The organism is Peribacillus sp. TH14, assembly GCF_016651145.1.
Lineage (GTDB): Bacteria > Bacillota > Bacilli > Bacillales > DSM-1321 > Peribacillus > Peribacillus butanolivorans.
On sequence record NZ_JAEKEK010000001.1, the window covers coordinates 4415289 to 4431699 of the forward strand.

The 16411-nt window shown below is 34.7% G+C and carries 16 protein-coding genes; 13 read left to right on the forward strand and 3 right to left on the reverse strand.

The window, feature by feature from the left end; genetic code table 11:
• Positions 1-79 precede the first annotated feature (79 nt).
• The gene (locus tag JFU50_RS21545) at positions 80-1087 is read right to left on the reverse strand and encodes a hypothetical protein (protein WP_201224043.1); all 1008 of its coding nucleotides are present in this window, start codon (positions 1085-1087) and stop codon (positions 80-82) included.
• A gap of 369 nt (positions 1088-1456) precedes the next feature.
• On the opposite strand from JFU50_RS21545, the gene JFU50_RS21550 reads away from it, so the two are divergent.
• A complete protein-coding gene (locus JFU50_RS21550) occupies positions 1457-2077 on the forward strand; it encodes an alanine:cation symporter family protein (RefSeq protein ID WP_446728188.1) in 621 nt (206 codons plus the stop codon).
• 156 nt (positions 2078-2233) lie between these two features.
• Here the strand turns inward: JFU50_RS21550 and JFU50_RS21560 are convergent, their stop codons facing one another.
• The gene (locus JFU50_RS21560) at positions 2234-2446 is read right to left on the reverse strand and encodes a hypothetical protein (protein ID WP_201224045.1); all 213 of its coding nucleotides are present in this window, start codon (positions 2444-2446) and stop codon (positions 2234-2236) included.
• Between the two features lie 558 nt (positions 2447-3004).
• Here JFU50_RS21560 and JFU50_RS21565 point away from each other — a divergent pair.
• The 7 genes from JFU50_RS21565 to JFU50_RS21590 all read left to right on the forward strand — a co-directional run bounded on the left by JFU50_RS21565 (position 3005) and on the right by JFU50_RS21590 (position 8357).
• The gene (locus tag JFU50_RS21565) at positions 3005-3685 is read left to right on the forward strand and encodes a GntR family transcriptional regulator (RefSeq protein WP_342366293.1); all 681 of its coding nucleotides are present in this window, start codon (positions 3005-3007) and stop codon (positions 3683-3685) included.
• A 17-nt stretch (positions 3686-3702) separates the two neighbouring features.
• Complete coding sequence (gene lhgO, locus JFU50_RS21570) at positions 3703-4920, forward strand: L-2-hydroxyglutarate oxidase (protein ID WP_201224047.1); 1218 nt, start codon at positions 3703-3705, stop codon at positions 4918-4920.
• A 20-nt stretch (positions 4921-4940) separates the two neighbouring features.
• Entirely contained in the window at positions 4941-5267 is a 327-nt protein-coding gene (locus tag JFU50_RS21575) for a DUF3870 domain-containing protein (RefSeq protein ID WP_201224049.1), read from the forward strand.
• A 357-nt stretch (positions 5268-5624) separates the two neighbouring features.
• Positions 5625-6560, forward strand: a complete 936-nt coding sequence (gene glaH / locus JFU50_RS21580) for a glutarate dioxygenase GlaH (RefSeq protein WP_201224051.1) — start codon at positions 5625-5627, stop codon at positions 6558-6560.
• A 177-nt stretch (positions 6561-6737) separates the two neighbouring features.
• Positions 6738-6869: a hypothetical protein gene (locus JFU50_RS31545; protein WP_274608362.1), complete on the forward strand. Its 132-nt coding sequence runs from the start codon at positions 6738-6740 to the stop codon at positions 6867-6869.
• A gap of 127 nt (positions 6870-6996) precedes the next feature.
• Positions 6997-7281, forward strand: a complete 285-nt coding sequence (locus JFU50_RS21585) for a hypothetical protein (protein ID WP_201224053.1) — start codon at positions 6997-6999, stop codon at positions 7279-7281.
• A gap of 191 nt (positions 7282-7472) precedes the next feature.
• The gene (locus tag JFU50_RS21590; protein ID WP_201224055.1) at positions 7473-8357 is read left to right on the forward strand and encodes a polyprenyl synthetase family protein; all 885 of its coding nucleotides are present in this window, start codon (positions 7473-7475) and stop codon (positions 8355-8357) included.
• A gap of 110 nt (positions 8358-8467) precedes the next feature.
• Here JFU50_RS21590 and JFU50_RS21595 read toward each other — a convergent pair whose 3' ends face one another.
• A complete protein-coding gene (locus JFU50_RS21595) occupies positions 8468-10399 on the reverse strand; it encodes a sigma 54-interacting transcriptional regulator (RefSeq protein WP_201224057.1) in 1932 nt (643 codons plus the stop codon).
• 579 nt (positions 10400-10978) lie between these two features.
• On the opposite strand from JFU50_RS21595, the gene JFU50_RS21600 reads away from it, so the two are divergent.
• From JFU50_RS21600 to JFU50_RS21620, 5 genes are all read left to right on the forward strand, one after another.
• Entirely contained in the window at positions 10979-11329 is a 351-nt protein-coding gene (locus JFU50_RS21600) for a hypothetical protein (protein WP_201224059.1), read from the forward strand.
• A 67-nt stretch (positions 11330-11396) separates the two neighbouring features.
• The gene (locus JFU50_RS21605) at positions 11397-11660 is read left to right on the forward strand and encodes an ABC transporter substrate-binding protein (protein ID WP_201224061.1); all 264 of its coding nucleotides are present in this window, start codon (positions 11397-11399) and stop codon (positions 11658-11660) included.
• 385 nt (positions 11661-12045) lie between these two features.
• Positions 12046-14253, forward strand: coding sequence for a DUF4084 domain-containing protein (locus JFU50_RS21610; protein WP_201224062.1), 2208 nt, complete (start codon positions 12046-12048; stop codon positions 14251-14253).
• A 564-nt stretch (positions 14254-14817) separates the two neighbouring features.
• Positions 14818-15777, forward strand: a complete 960-nt coding sequence (locus JFU50_RS21615) for a heme-dependent oxidative N-demethylase family protein (protein WP_201224063.1) — start codon at positions 14818-14820, stop codon at positions 15775-15777.
• A gap of 73 nt (positions 15778-15850) precedes the next feature.
• Positions 15851-16396: a hypothetical protein gene (locus tag JFU50_RS21620; protein WP_201224064.1), complete on the forward strand. Its 546-nt coding sequence runs from the start codon at positions 15851-15853 to the stop codon at positions 16394-16396.
• Positions 16397-16411: the final 15 nt, after the last annotated feature.

Consider the following 16411-nt stretch of genomic DNA (forward strand, 5'->3'; position numbering starts at 1 on the left):
GTTTTTACTGTTGTTAGGTAATTTAGCGCGGATATAAAATCGATTCCTTTAGCAGCTAATCCAAAACTTAGCCGCGTGTTTAAAGCCGTGTTTTTTTTGGTCCATCCCTTTTATCTAACGTGTTAAGATCCAGATATGCGGAGAAATCTCGTTTTATTTTTGCTAGATAGGATTCTTTGTTGAGTGCAAATTCATACATTTTATCGACAAAATAAGATTCATCATCGTAAAGGATACTATCAGCAATGTAATATTCACTTATATTTTCATCCAACACAACTGGATTCCCAACTAAAGCAACTTCAATAATTTCTTCTTCATTATTCTCCAACATTTCTTTTGCAAGCCTAGTTATCGTTTCCGTATAGAAAATTTCGTCATAAAAGATCGTGTCTTCTGGTAAGTCCCAGCCAAACAAAGAACCAAACTCTTCTTCTACTCCGGTATTGGTAACTATAGTTTTTAGAAAACTTTCAATTTTTACAGCGTACACGTTGTTTGAAACTTTATTTAAACGCTCTATAACCCAATTTAAATGTTTTATGATTTCAGCCTCTTTATCAAAACCAATGTATTTTAAATAATCATTATACTCATCACCATTGGGTAGAAAGGATTCAATATGCCAACCAGGATCCATATCAAACAATGGGATATAATATTTCCCAGAATTGCAAATCGCACCAATGTATTCATCTCTTTCTAATGCTACTTTTATAAGATTCTTAAGGTTCTCCTCTCGTTCTGTTAATTGCTTACTGTCATATACTTTCTTTAAATTAAATATTATATTGTATTTTTCTCGGTACTGTGTAAAATCTTGAGATTTTAATATTAAATTAAATACCTTTTCTGTCAAAGACGCATTGTAATAGAACTCTGGGTCAGGTGATTTTACCGTTTTATTAGAAAACACAGCTTTCTCCGGATCAATCTTGTAAATCACACTATTAAAGATATATTTATTACCTTTCCTTACTATTGTAGCCCAATTTTTAGTGATGTTATTATCTCGGTTTAATTCAAATTTAACTGTATAAAATATGTCTTTCTTATTTTGTTTTACTACTAAATTTTTTATCTCCACTTTTTTCAACACCTCAAATCTATGAAAGAAAAAGAGCATATTTTTAATGATAAAGATAAAGGGTTTATGTTCCAAAACCGCTAACAATGCCCCAAAGAAACGCCCTGAAAACGGGAATATTAAGTTCGCGTTGCATTTTTGCAAGGGTAAAACACGCAATAGGTACAACTATCGGTGATGTAATTTATGATTAGGATTCATTAATTACTGCTCTAACTATACTCAGAATTATTGATTAGTAAATAAATTTCTCAATATTTTTACTCTCTTTAAACATTGCTAGGTTAAAGGTTTATAACCTTTGTTAAAAGAAAGCTATCTTTTATTTTTAAATAAACAATCGGTAGAGCCTTTCAAAAAGACTCAGAAATTGAAGGTGAAGGTACATTAACTCCACGTCAGGCTGTATCAACAGCATTAGCATCTACAATCGGTGTTGGTAACATTGTAGGGGTCGCAACCGCATTAGTTATGGGTGGCCCTGGAGCAATTTTATGGATGTGGGTATCAGGATGTTTTGGGATGTGCACAAAATATGCAGAAATTGTCCTTAGTATTCACTACCGTGAAAAGGGGAAAGACGGTAATTTTGTTGGAGGCCCTGCTTGGTACATGAAAAAGGGGTTGAATTCTTCCTTTTTAGCTGCATTTTTCACTATCAGTCTTGCATTGGCTTGTATCGGGGGCAATATGGTTCAGGCTAATACCATTTCTGAAACGATTCAAGAAGTTTTTAAAATTTCTCCAGTAGCGATAGGTATTGTAATGGTTATTCTTGTGGGAATCGTTTCTCTTGGTGGGGTAAAGGTGTTAGGAAGAGTTACAGAAATTTTGGTTCCTTTCATGTCAGTATTTTATATTTTAGGTGGATTGATAGTCCTCTTTATCAATATAGGTCATATACCAGAAGCCTTCAACTCAATATTTGTCAGCGCATTTTCACCTGCATCCGTAGGGGGAGGTGTAGCAAAAGGACGTGGAGGTTTTTGAGAAAAGTCGGAGATAGAGACGTTCATATAGGAACAGAAGATGGTTTTGACAGAATGAAAACTAGTTTTGAATTTAGAGACCCATTTGGTAACAGAGTAGAAATGATTCAAAATTTAAAATTATGAAGAAAAAGGACTTTTAGCGAAGTCCTTTTTTTCATAGGAAAAGCAACAATTTTTTAGAACATAGCCTTTCTTTTAAACAGCTTTCTTCTTTTTTCTCTACTTTAATTAACGGGTTTTGAATAGCTTGCTCTTCAATATAGGACAATAGATCAATTGATGAATATTGTAACAATGAAATTGCTTGTGTTAGTTCTTTTGATAATGTTGTTTTTAACATCGATCTTTGGGATAGTTGCATTTCCATGGTGACTCCTCCATGGCGTAATTTTATGACAAAGGTCTTCTCCTTCCTTAATTTTGTCAGATAGTCTCCAACCCCAATTTAGCTAGAATAAGTCAAGGGTAAAAGTGAGATTAAAACGTCTAAAAATAGTAAGCGCTTTCTTTTTGCTTGATAATTAATCTTCTCTTAACTTTCAAGCCTAATTTTATTAATTTCATTTTGAAGTAAGTACAAAAGGCTATAGTTTATTTTAAAATTGTGAGCGTTTACCACGTCGTGGAAAAAAATATCTATCTCTAACAAGTTAACTAAAAAAAGGAAGGTTTCATTTTCAAAGATAATGATAATATCTTGGCAGCAGAACAGGCAACGGATTACCTCATACAGCTAGGGCATGAAAGGATTGGATAAATTATATTCATTTTACTTGAAAAACTCTTTTAAATAACTTGCTGTGTAATTTAAATATAACAGAAAAATTTAAAATTGTATCCAAAACATTTTAAATTTTCTTTAAAATCACACTTGTAAGCGGTTATTCTTAGTGATATATTTTAAATTGTATCCAATGTGAAAGAGGTGTATAACATCGTTATCCAGGAACGCCGCGTTAAATCTACAGTTGTTACAGAAGTAACCAAAAGTCTTCGTCAGGCCATTTTGAATGGCACCTTTCAAAAAGGAGAAAGGCTAATTCAGGAAGAGTGGGCAGAGCGACTCAACGTAAGTCGAATGCCGATTCGCGAGGCACTTACACAGCTGCAGGTAGAGGGACTAGTGGAGATGGTTCCACATAAAGGAGCGATCGTCACTCCAGTAACACGCGAAAATATTGAAGAAACGTATCAGATAAGAGCTCTACTGGAAGGTTTGGCTGTACAAAAATCGCTTCCTTTTTTAACAGCTAATGACAAGAAAGGGTTGGAAACAATTTTACTTCAGATGGAAGAACTTGTTATATCTGATGAAACTAATGAACAATATATTGAGCTAAATGCATCATTTCACCAGATTTTATTAAAAGAGTGCCCATGGCCACGCCTTCGAAAATTAATTGAGACTATGGGGATTTCTCCTATCGCCCCTAATCTGCTAGGAGACTACCATCGAGAAACTCAGAAAGAGCATAGAATGATATATGAAGCAGTAGTGCGGGGAGACTCTTCAGAGGTAAAAGCGGCATTAGAATATCATATTTTAAGAACTAAAAATAATTTAATTCACTATATGGAGAGCTTAAATAACTGTCCTCCAAACTAAAAGGAGCGGATAAGAAAATGTACGATTTTGCAGTTGTTGGTGGCGGCATTGTTGGTTTATCGACGGGTATGGCATTATACAATCGCTTTCCAAATGCTAAAGTAGTAGTGATTGAAAAAGAAGCAACAGTAGCGGAACATCAAACAGGTCATAATAGTGGTGTAATACACTCAGGTATTTATTACAAGCCTGGCAGTTTCAAAGCACGTTTTGCAAGGCAGGGAAGTAAATCAATGACTGAATTTTGTAAAGTGCATGGCATTGACCATGATATTTGTGGAAAAGTAATTGTAGCTACAAAAGAAGAAGAGTTACCGCTTCTCGATAATTTATATAACAGAGGGCTTGAAAATAAACTAGCTATTCAAAAGATCAATGTTAACGAATTAAAAGAGATAGAGCCCCATGTTAATGGGTTGGGAGCCATTCGAGTTCCGCAGGCAGGAATCGTCAATTACCGGCAAGTGAGTGAAAAGTTTGCTGAAATTATTGAGCAACAAGGAGGAGAAATCAAACTTAATACAAAAGTGTTGAAAATTCACGAAGAATCGGACCATGCTACTATCGATACAAATCAGGGTACATTAAAGGCGCGTATGGTAATAAATTGCGCAGGGCTACATAGCGACCGGATAGCAGCAGCGGCTGGCTATAAAACCGATATGAAAATTGTTCCGTTCCGGGGTGAGTACTTTAAACTGATTCCAGAAAAACGTCATCTTGTTAAACATTTAATTTATCCAGTTCCAAATCCTAAATTCCCATTCTTGGGTGTGCATTTTACAAGAATGATTAGCGGGGAAGTCGATGCCGGACCAAATGCGGTGTTAAGCTTTAAAAGAGAAGGGTATAGAAAAACAGATTTTAATGCGAAAGATTTAAGTGAAGTACTAAGTTACAGTGGTTTTTGGAAGCTGGCTAGTAAATTTATGAAAGAAGGTATGCAAGAATACGTACGTTCTTTTAGTAAAAAACAATTTACTAAAAGCCTTCAAGAACTAATTCCAGAAATTCAGGAAGATGATTTAATTCCAGCGCCAGCAGGAGTCCGCGCACAAGCATTAAAGGATGATGGAAACATGGTGGATGACTTCCATATTATTATGGGAGAACGTACAATTCATGTTTGTAATGCACCATCGCCTGCCGCGACAGCTTCAATTGAAATTGGAAAAGAAGTCGTAAATCGTGTTCCAGAACAATTCCACTTAAAACAGGCGGCTATTCAACTATAGAGTTAACTGGAGGAAAATGTATGTTCAATGCAAAAACAGTATTTATTGCGGGTCATGCCCGCCTGCCACAAGGAATGGCTGCTAAAAGTGTATTTGAAACACTGACGATTACAGCTGAAATAGATGCTAAATATGGAGTTGTGTTAGAGGCTTCTTGTACGCTGGCTACAGAACACGGCCGTGAATTTATTGGTCGCCTTTTAAAAGGGACCAGTTTGAATGATGGTATAGATGAAGCAATTGAGGCCATACAATTGTATTACCGTGGAAAAGCCACCAATGCTCTTGTAGCGGCTTTAAAGGATCTCGATCAGCACTTCAAACAAATGAAAGCTTCAAACAAATGAAAGCTTCAAACAAATGAAAGAAGATAGTAAAAAAGAATTAATATAAAAAATTTTTGAAATATATTGATAATATTCATTTGAAGTGGTAAAGTAATATCAAGCAAAGGATTCATCATCGCAAACATCACCTTTTGAAAAAAGCCCTTTCAAAATCGTGATCATGCTATGGAGAACCAGAATTATAAAATGACAGTTCGTACTTATAAATAAAAACTGCATATTCACTGTGATTCTATTACCATAGAGCTAAGAAGTGGATATAAGCCAGTTAAACAAATTTTCTCTTTGCAGAGAGTTTGTTTAACTGGCTTTTTATATTCTGAGGATCCATTATTTTTAAAATCGGAGGAATTGATCATGAGTATTGCAGAAAAAAACAAAGTGAAATTTGAAACAAAAACAGAGTATTACGAAGTAAAAGTACATCCGCAAACAAACAGACTTTATCACATTAGTTTATCGAAGGAAGCAGTAAAGAACTTTTTGGAAGCGGTTCATAAAGCAGGTACATCAGTTGAGCATTTAGAGTATACACCGTACGCCCGGTTACTTATGGCATCATACTTGCTTGATCAGCTAGGAGAAGAATTTGGAGAATTAATCCGCGGTATCGTTCATGATCGGGATTCTGGTGGTTTTACACTTGGGCTAGAAGGCGTATCTCAAGATACTGATGATTATGTAATCTTATCTACAGCTATTTCCTACTTACTTGGTGCTCCAAACCAGGATGCAATGTCGGGTAAATACTATGCACGGTTTTCTGTAAAAGATACAGATGGAAGTGATTCATATCTTCGCCAGGCATACCGTTTATTTACCTTGCATACAGACGGAACGTTTGTGGATGAGCCGACTGATTGGCTGATCATGATGAAAATGGTAGAAGAAAATGCCCGTGGTGGAGAGTCTCGTTTGCTCCATTTGGACGATTGGAGTGAACTTGACAAGTATGCAAGTCATCCACTTGCAAATCATAAATTTACGTACAAAGCACCGAAAAGCAAAAATGTTGATCAAGAAATTGAGCGTGTAACGTTCTTTAATTATAATAATAAGCCAGGTATCTGCTATATCGATCAGTTTGCATATCCTGAGACAATTGAAAAAGCTAAGTACTTGCACGATCTTTCAAATTCCATGGAAAATGATGAACATGTGATTGAACTTGAACTTCCAGTGGGTGACCTTGTAGTGGTCAATAATATCTTCTGGCTCCATGGACGGGCAGCATTTGAAAAAGATCCGAATCTAAATCGTGAACTTCTTCGTCAGCGTGGTCATTTTAACTAAAAAATAATTAAAAACCTTAGTAGAAGAGATATAATGTTCGGCTGAAAAATAAATATAAACTGCACAGTTTATTGTGTTTTAAGTAATTGAAACACACCCGTAAACAGGAACCAGTTACGAATCTACCTATATATAGGTGGTTTGTGGCTGGTTTTTTAATAAAGGAGGGAAAGTATTATGGCGGCTATTATCAAAGGAAAAGAAAAAGTGAAAAGTCTTCATACACAACTGGGAGAAAATAAATCACAACTGAAAGAGTGTAAAGGGAAAGGGAATTGTAAATTGTGTAAAATGTGCAGCCAATCTTAAGCTTATAGGGAAGCAGGACCTGAAGTAGGTATTAAATTAAATGGGAAAGAAGAACACATGCATGAGGGTTTATGTTCCTCTAAGCACATGATTTATTAAGGATAGATTTTATAAGGAGAGTTTTAATATGCTTAAGTTTAAAGTTATTACAAAAGAATGGTTGGATAACGAATTGGTGACAAGTCCTTTTTCTGGTACTGTGGAAGAAATTCTTGTAGAGCCTAACCAGAGAATTGTGGAAGGAGTATCTTTATTTATATTAAAAACCGATTACGGTACACTAAGAGAGTTGGCAGTCATAGGGGTGGACGGTATTCTTGAGACGATTAATATTAAGGAGAGAGATACTGTCTCTGTAGGCTCTCTTCTGGCACAGATTAAGAATGAAAATGTTTGTTCTAAAAGTAGTTAATAAATTATATGTCTAGGAAAAATCTATTTTACCTTTTAGCCTATAGATTAAGTCTTCAGTTTGATGATGAAATCTATAGGCTTTTTTATGGGGAATGTAGTAAGACATATAGTATACTTAGTTGACATTAAAACTTACCCTTCTCATATGATTATGAATAGATGTTGAAGGTCGTTGGAAAGGAATCATTAATGGATAGAATATTAAAGGGATTTATTGAATTAAATAAGCCGCTTGTCGAGAAAAATTTAAAAGAACATATCAATGAAATCGCGGGTCCTTCCATATTAAAACAATCAATGTGGTATTCTTTAAATGCAGGAGGCAAAAGAATACGTCCTTTACTCTTACTGGCTGTGCTCAAGGTGTTTGATAAAAAAGAAGGAGAAGGATTACCAGTTGCATCTGTAATTGAGATGCTGCATACCTATTCACTGATACATGATGACCTGCCTTGTATAGATAACGACGATTTACGACGCGGAGAGGCGGCTAATCACAAGGTATTCGGGGAAGCCGTTGCTACGTTAGCTGGAAATGCTTTAAATACACTTTGTTTTGGAATTTTGGCGAGAATGCAACATATAAGCGACAAAAATAAAATAGAGCTGATTGATTTACTTAGCAAAGCAGCAGGCGTAGAAGGCATGATAGGCGGCCAAATTTTAGATATTCAAGCTGAGGGGCAGCAGTTAACATTGTCTGAGCTTGAAAATATTCATATCAATAAAACAGGCGCTCTGCTTCGTTTTAGTGTAGAGGCGGGAGCTATCTTAGCAGATACGACAGAGGAACAGCGTGCTGCTCTGAGAGCTTACGCCTACCACATTGGGCTTGCTTTTCAAATTAAGGACGATCTTTTAGATATTAATGGCACGACAGAAACGCTTGGAAAAACGGCAGGAAAAGATCTAATAAACGATAAAACTACATACCCCGCGTTACTGGGTCTAAAAGATGCGGAAAAAAAGCTTCAGGAACACTATACTTATGCAATAGAAGCACTAGAACAAATCACTATGAAGGACAGCTTGCTTCATGCATTTGCTAAGTATATTTTAGATCGTAATAAATAAATACAACAAAAGTAAAAAAGTCGCTAAGAAACCTTAGCGACTTTTTTACTTTTGTTGTATAGGAGCAGTAGAGTCTCGACCGCGCTTTTTGGGAATAGTACAGAAATTTTCTATACATTTAATAACTTTCTCAGCTTCTTTATTTGAGTATCAACGTAATTTATGCTGAAGTCTGAACCAAAAACAGCAATTACTTTACCAGATTCGTCATGAATAGGAGCGATGCTGGATTTCCAACTGCCAAATTTATCAGTGTACCGGGAAGTAATAATAATATCTCCCTTCATGGCTTCAAAAAGAGCATTCATAATCTCTTTAGGCCCATCATAATATTCTCCCGGCAGAATTTGTAGTTTTTCATCAGCCACTAAGTTAATTACTTTATTGTCTTCTGTTACTGAGAAAATATAGGCCCATTCAAGGTCACCTTCAAGCCTTCTTATTGTTGTAAGACGATTTTTTAGTTTTTCATAGACTGGATTTTCACAATTTTGGTCAAACAGTAATTCTTTTACTTCTTCTGCATTTAACGAGGAAGCGGTTACAGAAGTGATAGATCGCAATTGTTTATCTAGCTTCTCTTCTAAGATTTGATTTTTAAATTGTCTATCTAACGGAAGATTTTCCTGCCTCTGTCTTTCCTTAATCTTTTGGTATTTTCTTGTCATTGTAGGCTGGCTGACTTCTAAAGCCTGAGCAGCTAACTTTAGCGATTTAAACTGATCAACTGCTTTAACAATTAATTGTTCTTCTACACTTTCTAATGCATATTGTAAAGGCATAATATTTGTAATGATGGGCGCCTTTACAGATTCTTTTTTGGAAGGGAGTAAATTTCTCACCTTTTCCGCGTCTAAGCATTCTTCGTCTGTAGTAACGACAAGCCGCTCAATGAAATTTTCTAATTCACGGACATTCCCATACCAGGGATGTACCTTTAAAACATCAAAAGCATCAGGTGCTATTAAGATATTTTTATTATACCTTTGATTAAATTTATACATAAAATAATCACACAAATAAGGGATATCATCAATACGCTCCCTTAAAGGAGGAATTGGGATTGGAACAACATTTAATCGATAATAAAGATCTTCTCTGAATTTTTTAGCCTCTACTTGATCTTCCAAGTTTTTGTTTGTTGCAGTAACAATCTGAATATCTAGTTTTACGGGTTCGGTTCCCCCCAAAGGGGTCAGTTCCCTTTCTTGAATGACTCTAAGTAATTTTACCTGAAGATTGAGTGGCAGCTCTGATATTTCATCTAAGAAGATAATTCCATCATTAGCTTTTTCAAAATAACCAATTTTTCCTCTTGGATCGGCTCCGGTAAAAGCCCCTTTTTTGTAGCCAAACAACTCTGATTCTAAGAGATTTTCTGGAATAGCTCCACAATTGACCCTGATAAATGGCTTGCTGGCCCGTTCTCCAAGCTGATGTATCGCTTTGGCTATTACCTCTTTTCCGACTCCAGATTCACCGATTAGTAAGACAGTCGTGGATACTTCTCCAACTTTTTTTACTTGGTTTAGTACTTTTTTCATTTCTGCACTTCGAAAAACCCCATTAGGCTTTTTTCGAGTTTCAGAGTTTTTCGATTCATTGACTTTTAGTTGGCGTTTCTGTTTTAATTCATTTTTATCAACAGATTGAAGTGTTTTAGAGAAATCGCGTGAAGCAATAATAACCCGCTCAATTGCATGGTTTGTACTGAAAACAGGAGTCCCAACAACCATTACTTTTTCACCTTCGTGTGATTCATAAACATATGTAGTTTGCTCTTGGTTCTCTAATACGAGAGGTAAAACCGGTGCGCTAGGTAACTCCTGAGGTTTCATGCTCATAATGTTTTTTTTAATTAGTTCTTGATCATTAAAATCATCGAGCGGTGGCAATCGATACTGACTCGAAAAGACGATTTCACCGTTAGGTTTGACGATTAAAATCTCATTATACATACAGGAGAGTAAGTCTAGTAAATCATTACTTATTAAAATTTCATTTTTAAAAGAAGTGGAAGAAGGCGGAACCTGTACAGACATGATGTCACTCCCTTTCGATATCTAAATAAGGCGTGAATGTAGCATTTATTTGAATATTTAATACATTATACCACATGAAAAGTCTGAATATTTTTAAACCTAAGAGAATTTCTCGAATGGATTATTTTACTAATCCACAAAGTAAAGTAATAAATTTCCTTTGTTCAATTTATAGAATACGGAGAACGAGTAATCTCGTTTAAAGAAGTCCGAAAGTTACCGGTCTTTAAAACGAAGTTTTTATTCAATATTTTTTATTTAATTTCATTTATGAAATTACTGAGATGCAAACCGGGCACGTTTTTTATGTAACAACTGTAAAAGTAAAACAAAATGATGAGTAAAGGCAGGTTTAAATCTATTTTAATTTAAAAATAATGTTTTAACCGTGATTGGCACAATTATTGCTACTTTCTATTGTAACAGCAGAGCCAGCTTTACCTGGGGATATTGAAGTACAGCAGTTTTTAATGATGTAAGGTACCAAAAATCTGCTAAAGACTGATTCTTATCCATTAACCAAGTCAAATGATTTTTGCTTGTGAGAAATGTTATTAGGACAGAAAAAGGGGAGGTAGCATGATTACAATCAAGAGAACACTTTTAATTATGTACAATCTAGTCGCATGTATGGCTTTCCTAGTCGCATGTAGTGAAGGTGGATTAAGCGTAAACGAAAAGCAGAAGAGTGAATCTGTAGATGCTGCAACAAGATTTAAGGGTGATTCTTTAAATTTACTAACATGGGAAGGCTATGCTGATAAAAATATTGTAGAAGGGTTTGAAAAACAGTATGGTGTACAGGTCAATTATACGTATTTTGGCACTACAGACGAGCTGATAGCCAAATTGAGAGCTGGCGGGGGAAGCATATACGATATTATTTCTCCATCAGGTGATGTGGCTGATTTACTAAAGCTGATGCTGTAGAACCTATAAATATAGAAAAAAACTAAGTCATTACAATGAACAAGATTCAAAATTAAAACTACCGGATGTGGAAAGAAAGGATAAGGTATATCGAGTCCCTTACATGTGGGGACCAAATTATTTAATATATGATGCTGATATAATTAAACAGGAGCCTGCTTCTTGGGACATTTTATGGGATGAGCGTTTTAAAGGAAAAGTAGCTACCTGGGATGATGTAAATAATATTTATATGGTTGGGCAGATGATGGGAATTGACCGTCAGAATAAAGTCGCACTTTATAATTTGACTGAAGATCAACTGCAAGAAGCAAAAAGCGAATTACTTTAATTAAAAACAAATGTGCGTAAGTTCTGGAGTACGGATGGGGAGTTAAATGATTTATTTGCTAATAAAGAGATTTTTCTTTCTGTAGGGGGAGAAAATATTAAAAGATTCCTTTGCAAATGTATATCAAACGTCTCTTCAAAGGAATGTTGATATGAGGCTGTCTGCATATATTGTAGGATTAAGAATGGCAGAAGCAACGCGACTTCGTGGATGGGTATAAATAAATACAGTTAAAGACATATCTTAATTAAAATCATTTCAAATAGACAGATGTCTTATTTGAAATGATTTATTTTTATTATCGGTTTCCTAGAAACTTGCAGATACAGATAGAGAAAAGTAGTTAAGAAAATAACTTGCTGGATCGAAAAAGGGGGGGAACAACATGTTTCAAATAAAACATATAAGAGAACTTGCTATAGGCCTTTCATTTGCCTATTTATTAATGTACTTTATCTGGATATTAGAATTTGCTCATCAGAACGGGGAAGATAGTACGGTGAGAGTCCTTTTTTGTGTTGTAGCGCCCCTTCTCGCCATTTTATTCATTCTTGGTAATATAAAAAAACTTTCTGGTGATATGAAAGTTTTTTGGACTACAGTATTAGTGAGTTGTTTTAATTACTTAATAGCAGAAATAATTTGGAGTTTTGGAACCACGTATATAGGAGAAAATGATAGATTTCTCAAATGGGTTTATTTATTTTGGATTGTAAGTTTGCTATGTTATTCTGTATCTTTACTTTACAAAGTGTACGAGAAGAGTGAGAAATACCATATATTACAGTTATTTTTTGATGTAGGGATTGTAATGACTGTTTTTATAACTATTAGTTGGACTTATTTTGTAAAGCTCTTCATAATTGATGAAACTGTGGTTATTTTTGGAATAATTCTTTCGGTAGGATATTATGTTGCTCACTTAGGCGTTATTGCAAGTATCATATTAATTCTTCTCACTTATAGAAACTGTTTTTCTTCCCGTGTATTGCTATTAAATATAAGTGGAATGATTGGATACGCTATTTGTAACTCCATTTATCTTTACCAAGAAATGCTGGATAAGTATCATTCTTTTTCATTGATGGAACCAATCTGGAGTGCATGTATCTTACTTATTGGAATTTCTAGCTTTTTTGATGACAAAACCGATCAGGTAAATACCCAAAAAGAAAATACAAAGCTTTTTAATATTAGTAAGATTGTATTTCCTTATATAGGCGTGGTTGTATTAATTAGCTTTTCTATAATAAACAAAAATGAAATATTGAGTATTTTCATTGGTCTCCTTATTACTTTAATTCTTATACTCACAAGACAAATTGTTACCTTATGGGAAAACGAATGGTTATTTAAGAAGTTAAGAATAATAAATCAAACGCTAGAAGAAAAAGTAAAGAAAAGGACTCTTGAGCTTTCCTTGAAAAATAACCAACTAAACGATTTAAATCAAAGTTTAGAAGAAAAAGTTTATCTAAGGACTTACGAGTTAGAAGAAACGAAATCTAAGTTACTAGCTAGTGAACAACGATACCGGTCTTTATTTGAAAACCATCCAGATACAGTAGTTTTATACGATGTAAATGGAGAAATTCTTCAAATAAACAATGCTGAATTAAGTTATATAAATTCGGGTTGTCCAATTATAACACTTACGTTAAAAGAACAGGCAAATACAATTTATTTTCAGCGGGCAATTGAAGGGATTTCACAAAATTTTGATGTTTGTATCGAGTGTGAAGATGATAGCAAAATAGATTATACTGTAACCTTTGTTCCGGTTTGGAACGGTGATCAAATAGGAGGAACTTTTGGTGTTTACCAAGACATCACAAGGAAAAAAAGAACTGAAGAACTGTTAAGGAAGTCTGAAAAGTTAGAAATTGTGAGTCATCTTGCAGCCAGTATTTCTCATGAAGTACGAAACCCTCTCACAGTAACAAAAGGATTTATGCAAATGTTGTATAATCAGGTAGATGCTGCTACCCAAAAAGGTTATCTTGATATCGCATTAAAAGAATTAGATCGTGCTGCAGAGATTATAAATGATTATCTAATGTTTGCTAAACCAGCCATTGAACAAAAGGAGCCGATAGAGGCAATAAAGGAGATTCAACAGGCCGTGAAAGTGGTAATGCCTTTGGCTAATATGAATGCAGTCCAAATCATCATGCCTGAAAAGGAAGATATAAATCAAATTGTGCTTGGTGAAAGAAAAAAGTTCCAACAATGCCTGATAAATATTATAAAAAATAGTATTGAAGCCATGCCTGATGGCGGAGTACTTCGTATAAGAGTAAGTAGTCACCACCAATCAGAAATTTTCATTAATATCTGTGATGCAGGAAGAGGAATGAAACAAGAACAAATTGACAGACTAGGGGAACCATATTTTACAACAAAAGAAAAAGGAACAGGCCTAGGCTTAATGGTCTCTTACAGTATAATAAAGGGGATGGATGGCAATATCAGTGTAGAGAGTAAAATAGACCAAGGAACATGCTTTTCAATACAATTACCAACAACTCAGCCTTTAAACGGATCCCGAACCAATTATAAAAAAGCTCTGAAAGAAGGTATGATTGAGGAGTGAATTTTGTCTAAAAGAAAGTAATGATGATTAAATATCACGTTAATAGACATCTCTTAGAAGTCAGTGGTAATGCCCCCGTCTTAAATAAGGATAGGGTTTAGGAATAAATAAAATCAGAAATAGCTACTGTTATTTAAAAAACATAAAAGCAACCAGGAGATTATTCCCGGTCGCTTTTATATGTGGGAATCAAAAATAGTAAAACTTGACGGAGAAAAGTTTATACCTACCTCTTTTTTTAGTAATATCAATATCCATTGCAAGTAAATAGTCTCTTTTCATTGTTGTAATGTGATTAGGAATTCAAGAAAAGTACGTAAATTTCAATAGTGAAATTTGAAAGGGCTTTCTCTATGGTTTTTTAGGAAAAGTAATAAATGTTCGGAGATAAAAATTCACTAAATCATCAAAAAGAAACTGAATTTTTTATGAAATTTTAAAAAAAATTACATTTCCTTAACCTTGGCATAGATATTGCATTTATTTATTAAGTGTAAAGATTACATCAGTTTTTGACTGGTCTATCTATAAATAAATCTAGGATTTTTAAGGAGGAAGTAACCAATGAAAAGTACTAATCTAGAACAATTTCCATTCCCTTTCACTTCAGACAGCTATCGGTATTCTAATGATTTAAAGCCTCTTGAGAGTGATGTATGTGCCGAAATAACGCCAGAATACAAAGAACATATCGAAAGAAAAAGAAAGTTTTTGCGAGAGCAGCCAGAAAGACGTTTTCAATCCCTCCCTCAATCTATCGATGCTCAATGGGAATGGCTTGAATTCTTTATTGAACAAACTGTTGAAGCTTACCCTGATCAATTCAGCTTGAAGAAAGAGGGAGCCAAGTGGACATTTACCAATCACATTTTAAATGAAGAAGAAACATTCGTACTTGGAGAAACAGAAAGTCTTCCATGTGAGCCTTTAGACTTTATTGGCCGACACTTTCATAATGACTTCCTATTAGTTCAACAGCGTGATGGAGATCTTTTCCTTGAAGCTGGACAAATCGCATATGCTGCACTTTTTTCAGTACATTGGAATCTAGGTATGTCTTTTCTAGAAATTCACAATCCAGTTCCTCTCGTCAATAAAAATGGTGTAAATATTGTAGAAAGAATTCGTGACTTTCTTTTACGTGTTGAGGCAGGAAAACCATGGATGCGGATTAACTGGAACCTGATGGCGGATAACTTTGATGTTTATTTAGAAAATATTGATGTATGGGGACCTGATCGCTATAAGGTAACAAATGAAAACGCCGGAAAGCTTGTACATCTACGAGTGGAAGAGCAAAAATTTTATCGTCTTCCACGCTCCAACGCTATTATGTTTGTACTGAATACACAGTTTCTTCCTTTAGAAGATTTAGCAAAAAAACCTGAGTGGTTAAATATGACATACAATGTTTTATCAGACATTCCTGAATTTATGGCTGAATACAAAGGTATTGCTCCATTTCTTTCACAGTCAGTGGAATATTTGAAAAATTTGGTTGAAGAGATAAAAGTAAAAAACTAAAGGGCAACGATTTATACAAATAAAGCCTTGGGCATATGCTGCTAAATGATTGGAAAGGAAAGGTGATGGGCTAATGCTGGAAAATTCAAGAAGTGTAGTAAAAGGACGATTTAAAGTAAATCCTGCTAAAAGGAAATGTCTTATTTTTTCAGACAATGAGGGTTTATCTTATATTCAACCATTATTTATCGGCGCCTTAGAATCTATCGAAACTCCTTATGAAGTACATCTTATAAAAAATTATAAGGAGATTTTGTCCGATACTGACACACCCTTGTCATTTGAATCGGTAAAAGAATTGAATATTTTTGATGAAAGAAATATCAAACAATTGTTGAAAGAACAATATATGGGCACTCAGCTCTATATCGCAAGCAGCTGGAAGACAGCAGAATATTTATTCTCCTTGGCTCTCGATTGCGGCTATAGCGAAGAAGAGATTCAAGTACATGGGTTAGGCGAAAAAACAGAATATGTTTTTTGTGCAAAATGCTATAACTTGACTTTAAAAGATAACGAAGAAAACGTAGTTTGCTCAAACTGCAATACAGTTTTGGTAGTAACTCATGAATACTCAAAACTTCGCAAGGGATACCTTGGCTTTGCAAAAACTAACTAATTGAGGTGACAGTAA

Excerpts from the sequence above, each read along its gene's own strand:
- JFU50_RS21560 (WP_201224045.1), bottom strand. The coding sequence starts at position 2,446 with ATGGAAATGCAACTATCCCAAAGATCGATGTTAAAAACAACATTATCA.
- lhgO (WP_201224047.1), top strand. The coding sequence starts at position 3,703 with ATGTACGATTTTGCAGTTGTTGGTGGCGGCATTGTTGGTTTATCGACG.
- JFU50_RS21575 (WP_201224049.1), top strand. The coding sequence starts at position 4,941 with ATGTTCAATGCAAAAACAGTATTTATTGCGGGTCATGCCCGCCTGCCA.
- glaH (WP_201224051.1), top strand. The coding sequence starts at position 5,625 with ATGAGTATTGCAGAAAAAAACAAAGTGAAATTTGAAACAAAAACAGAG.
- JFU50_RS31545 (WP_274608362.1), top strand. The coding sequence starts at position 6,738 with ATGGCGGCTATTATCAAAGGAAAAGAAAAAGTGAAAAGTCTTCATACA.
- JFU50_RS21585 (WP_201224053.1), top strand. The coding sequence starts at position 6,997 with ATGCTTAAGTTTAAAGTTATTACAAAAGAATGGTTGGATAACGAATTG.
- JFU50_RS21590 (WP_201224055.1), top strand. The coding sequence starts at position 7,473 with ATGGATAGAATATTAAAGGGATTTATTGAATTAAATAAGCCGCTTGTC.
- JFU50_RS21595 (WP_201224057.1), bottom strand. The coding sequence starts at position 10,399 with ATGTCTGTACAGGTTCCGCCTTCTTCCACTTCTTTTAAAAATGAAATT.
- JFU50_RS21600 (WP_201224059.1), top strand. The coding sequence starts at position 10,979 with ATGATTACAATCAAGAGAACACTTTTAATTATGTACAATCTAGTCGCA.
- JFU50_RS21610 (WP_201224062.1), top strand. The coding sequence starts at position 12,046 with ATGTTTCAAATAAAACATATAAGAGAACTTGCTATAGGCCTTTCATTT.
- JFU50_RS21615 (WP_201224063.1), top strand. The coding sequence starts at position 14,818 with ATGAAAAGTACTAATCTAGAACAATTTCCATTCCCTTTCACTTCAGAC.
- JFU50_RS21620 (WP_201224064.1), top strand. The coding sequence starts at position 15,851 with ATGCTGGAAAATTCAAGAAGTGTAGTAAAAGGACGATTTAAAGTAAAT.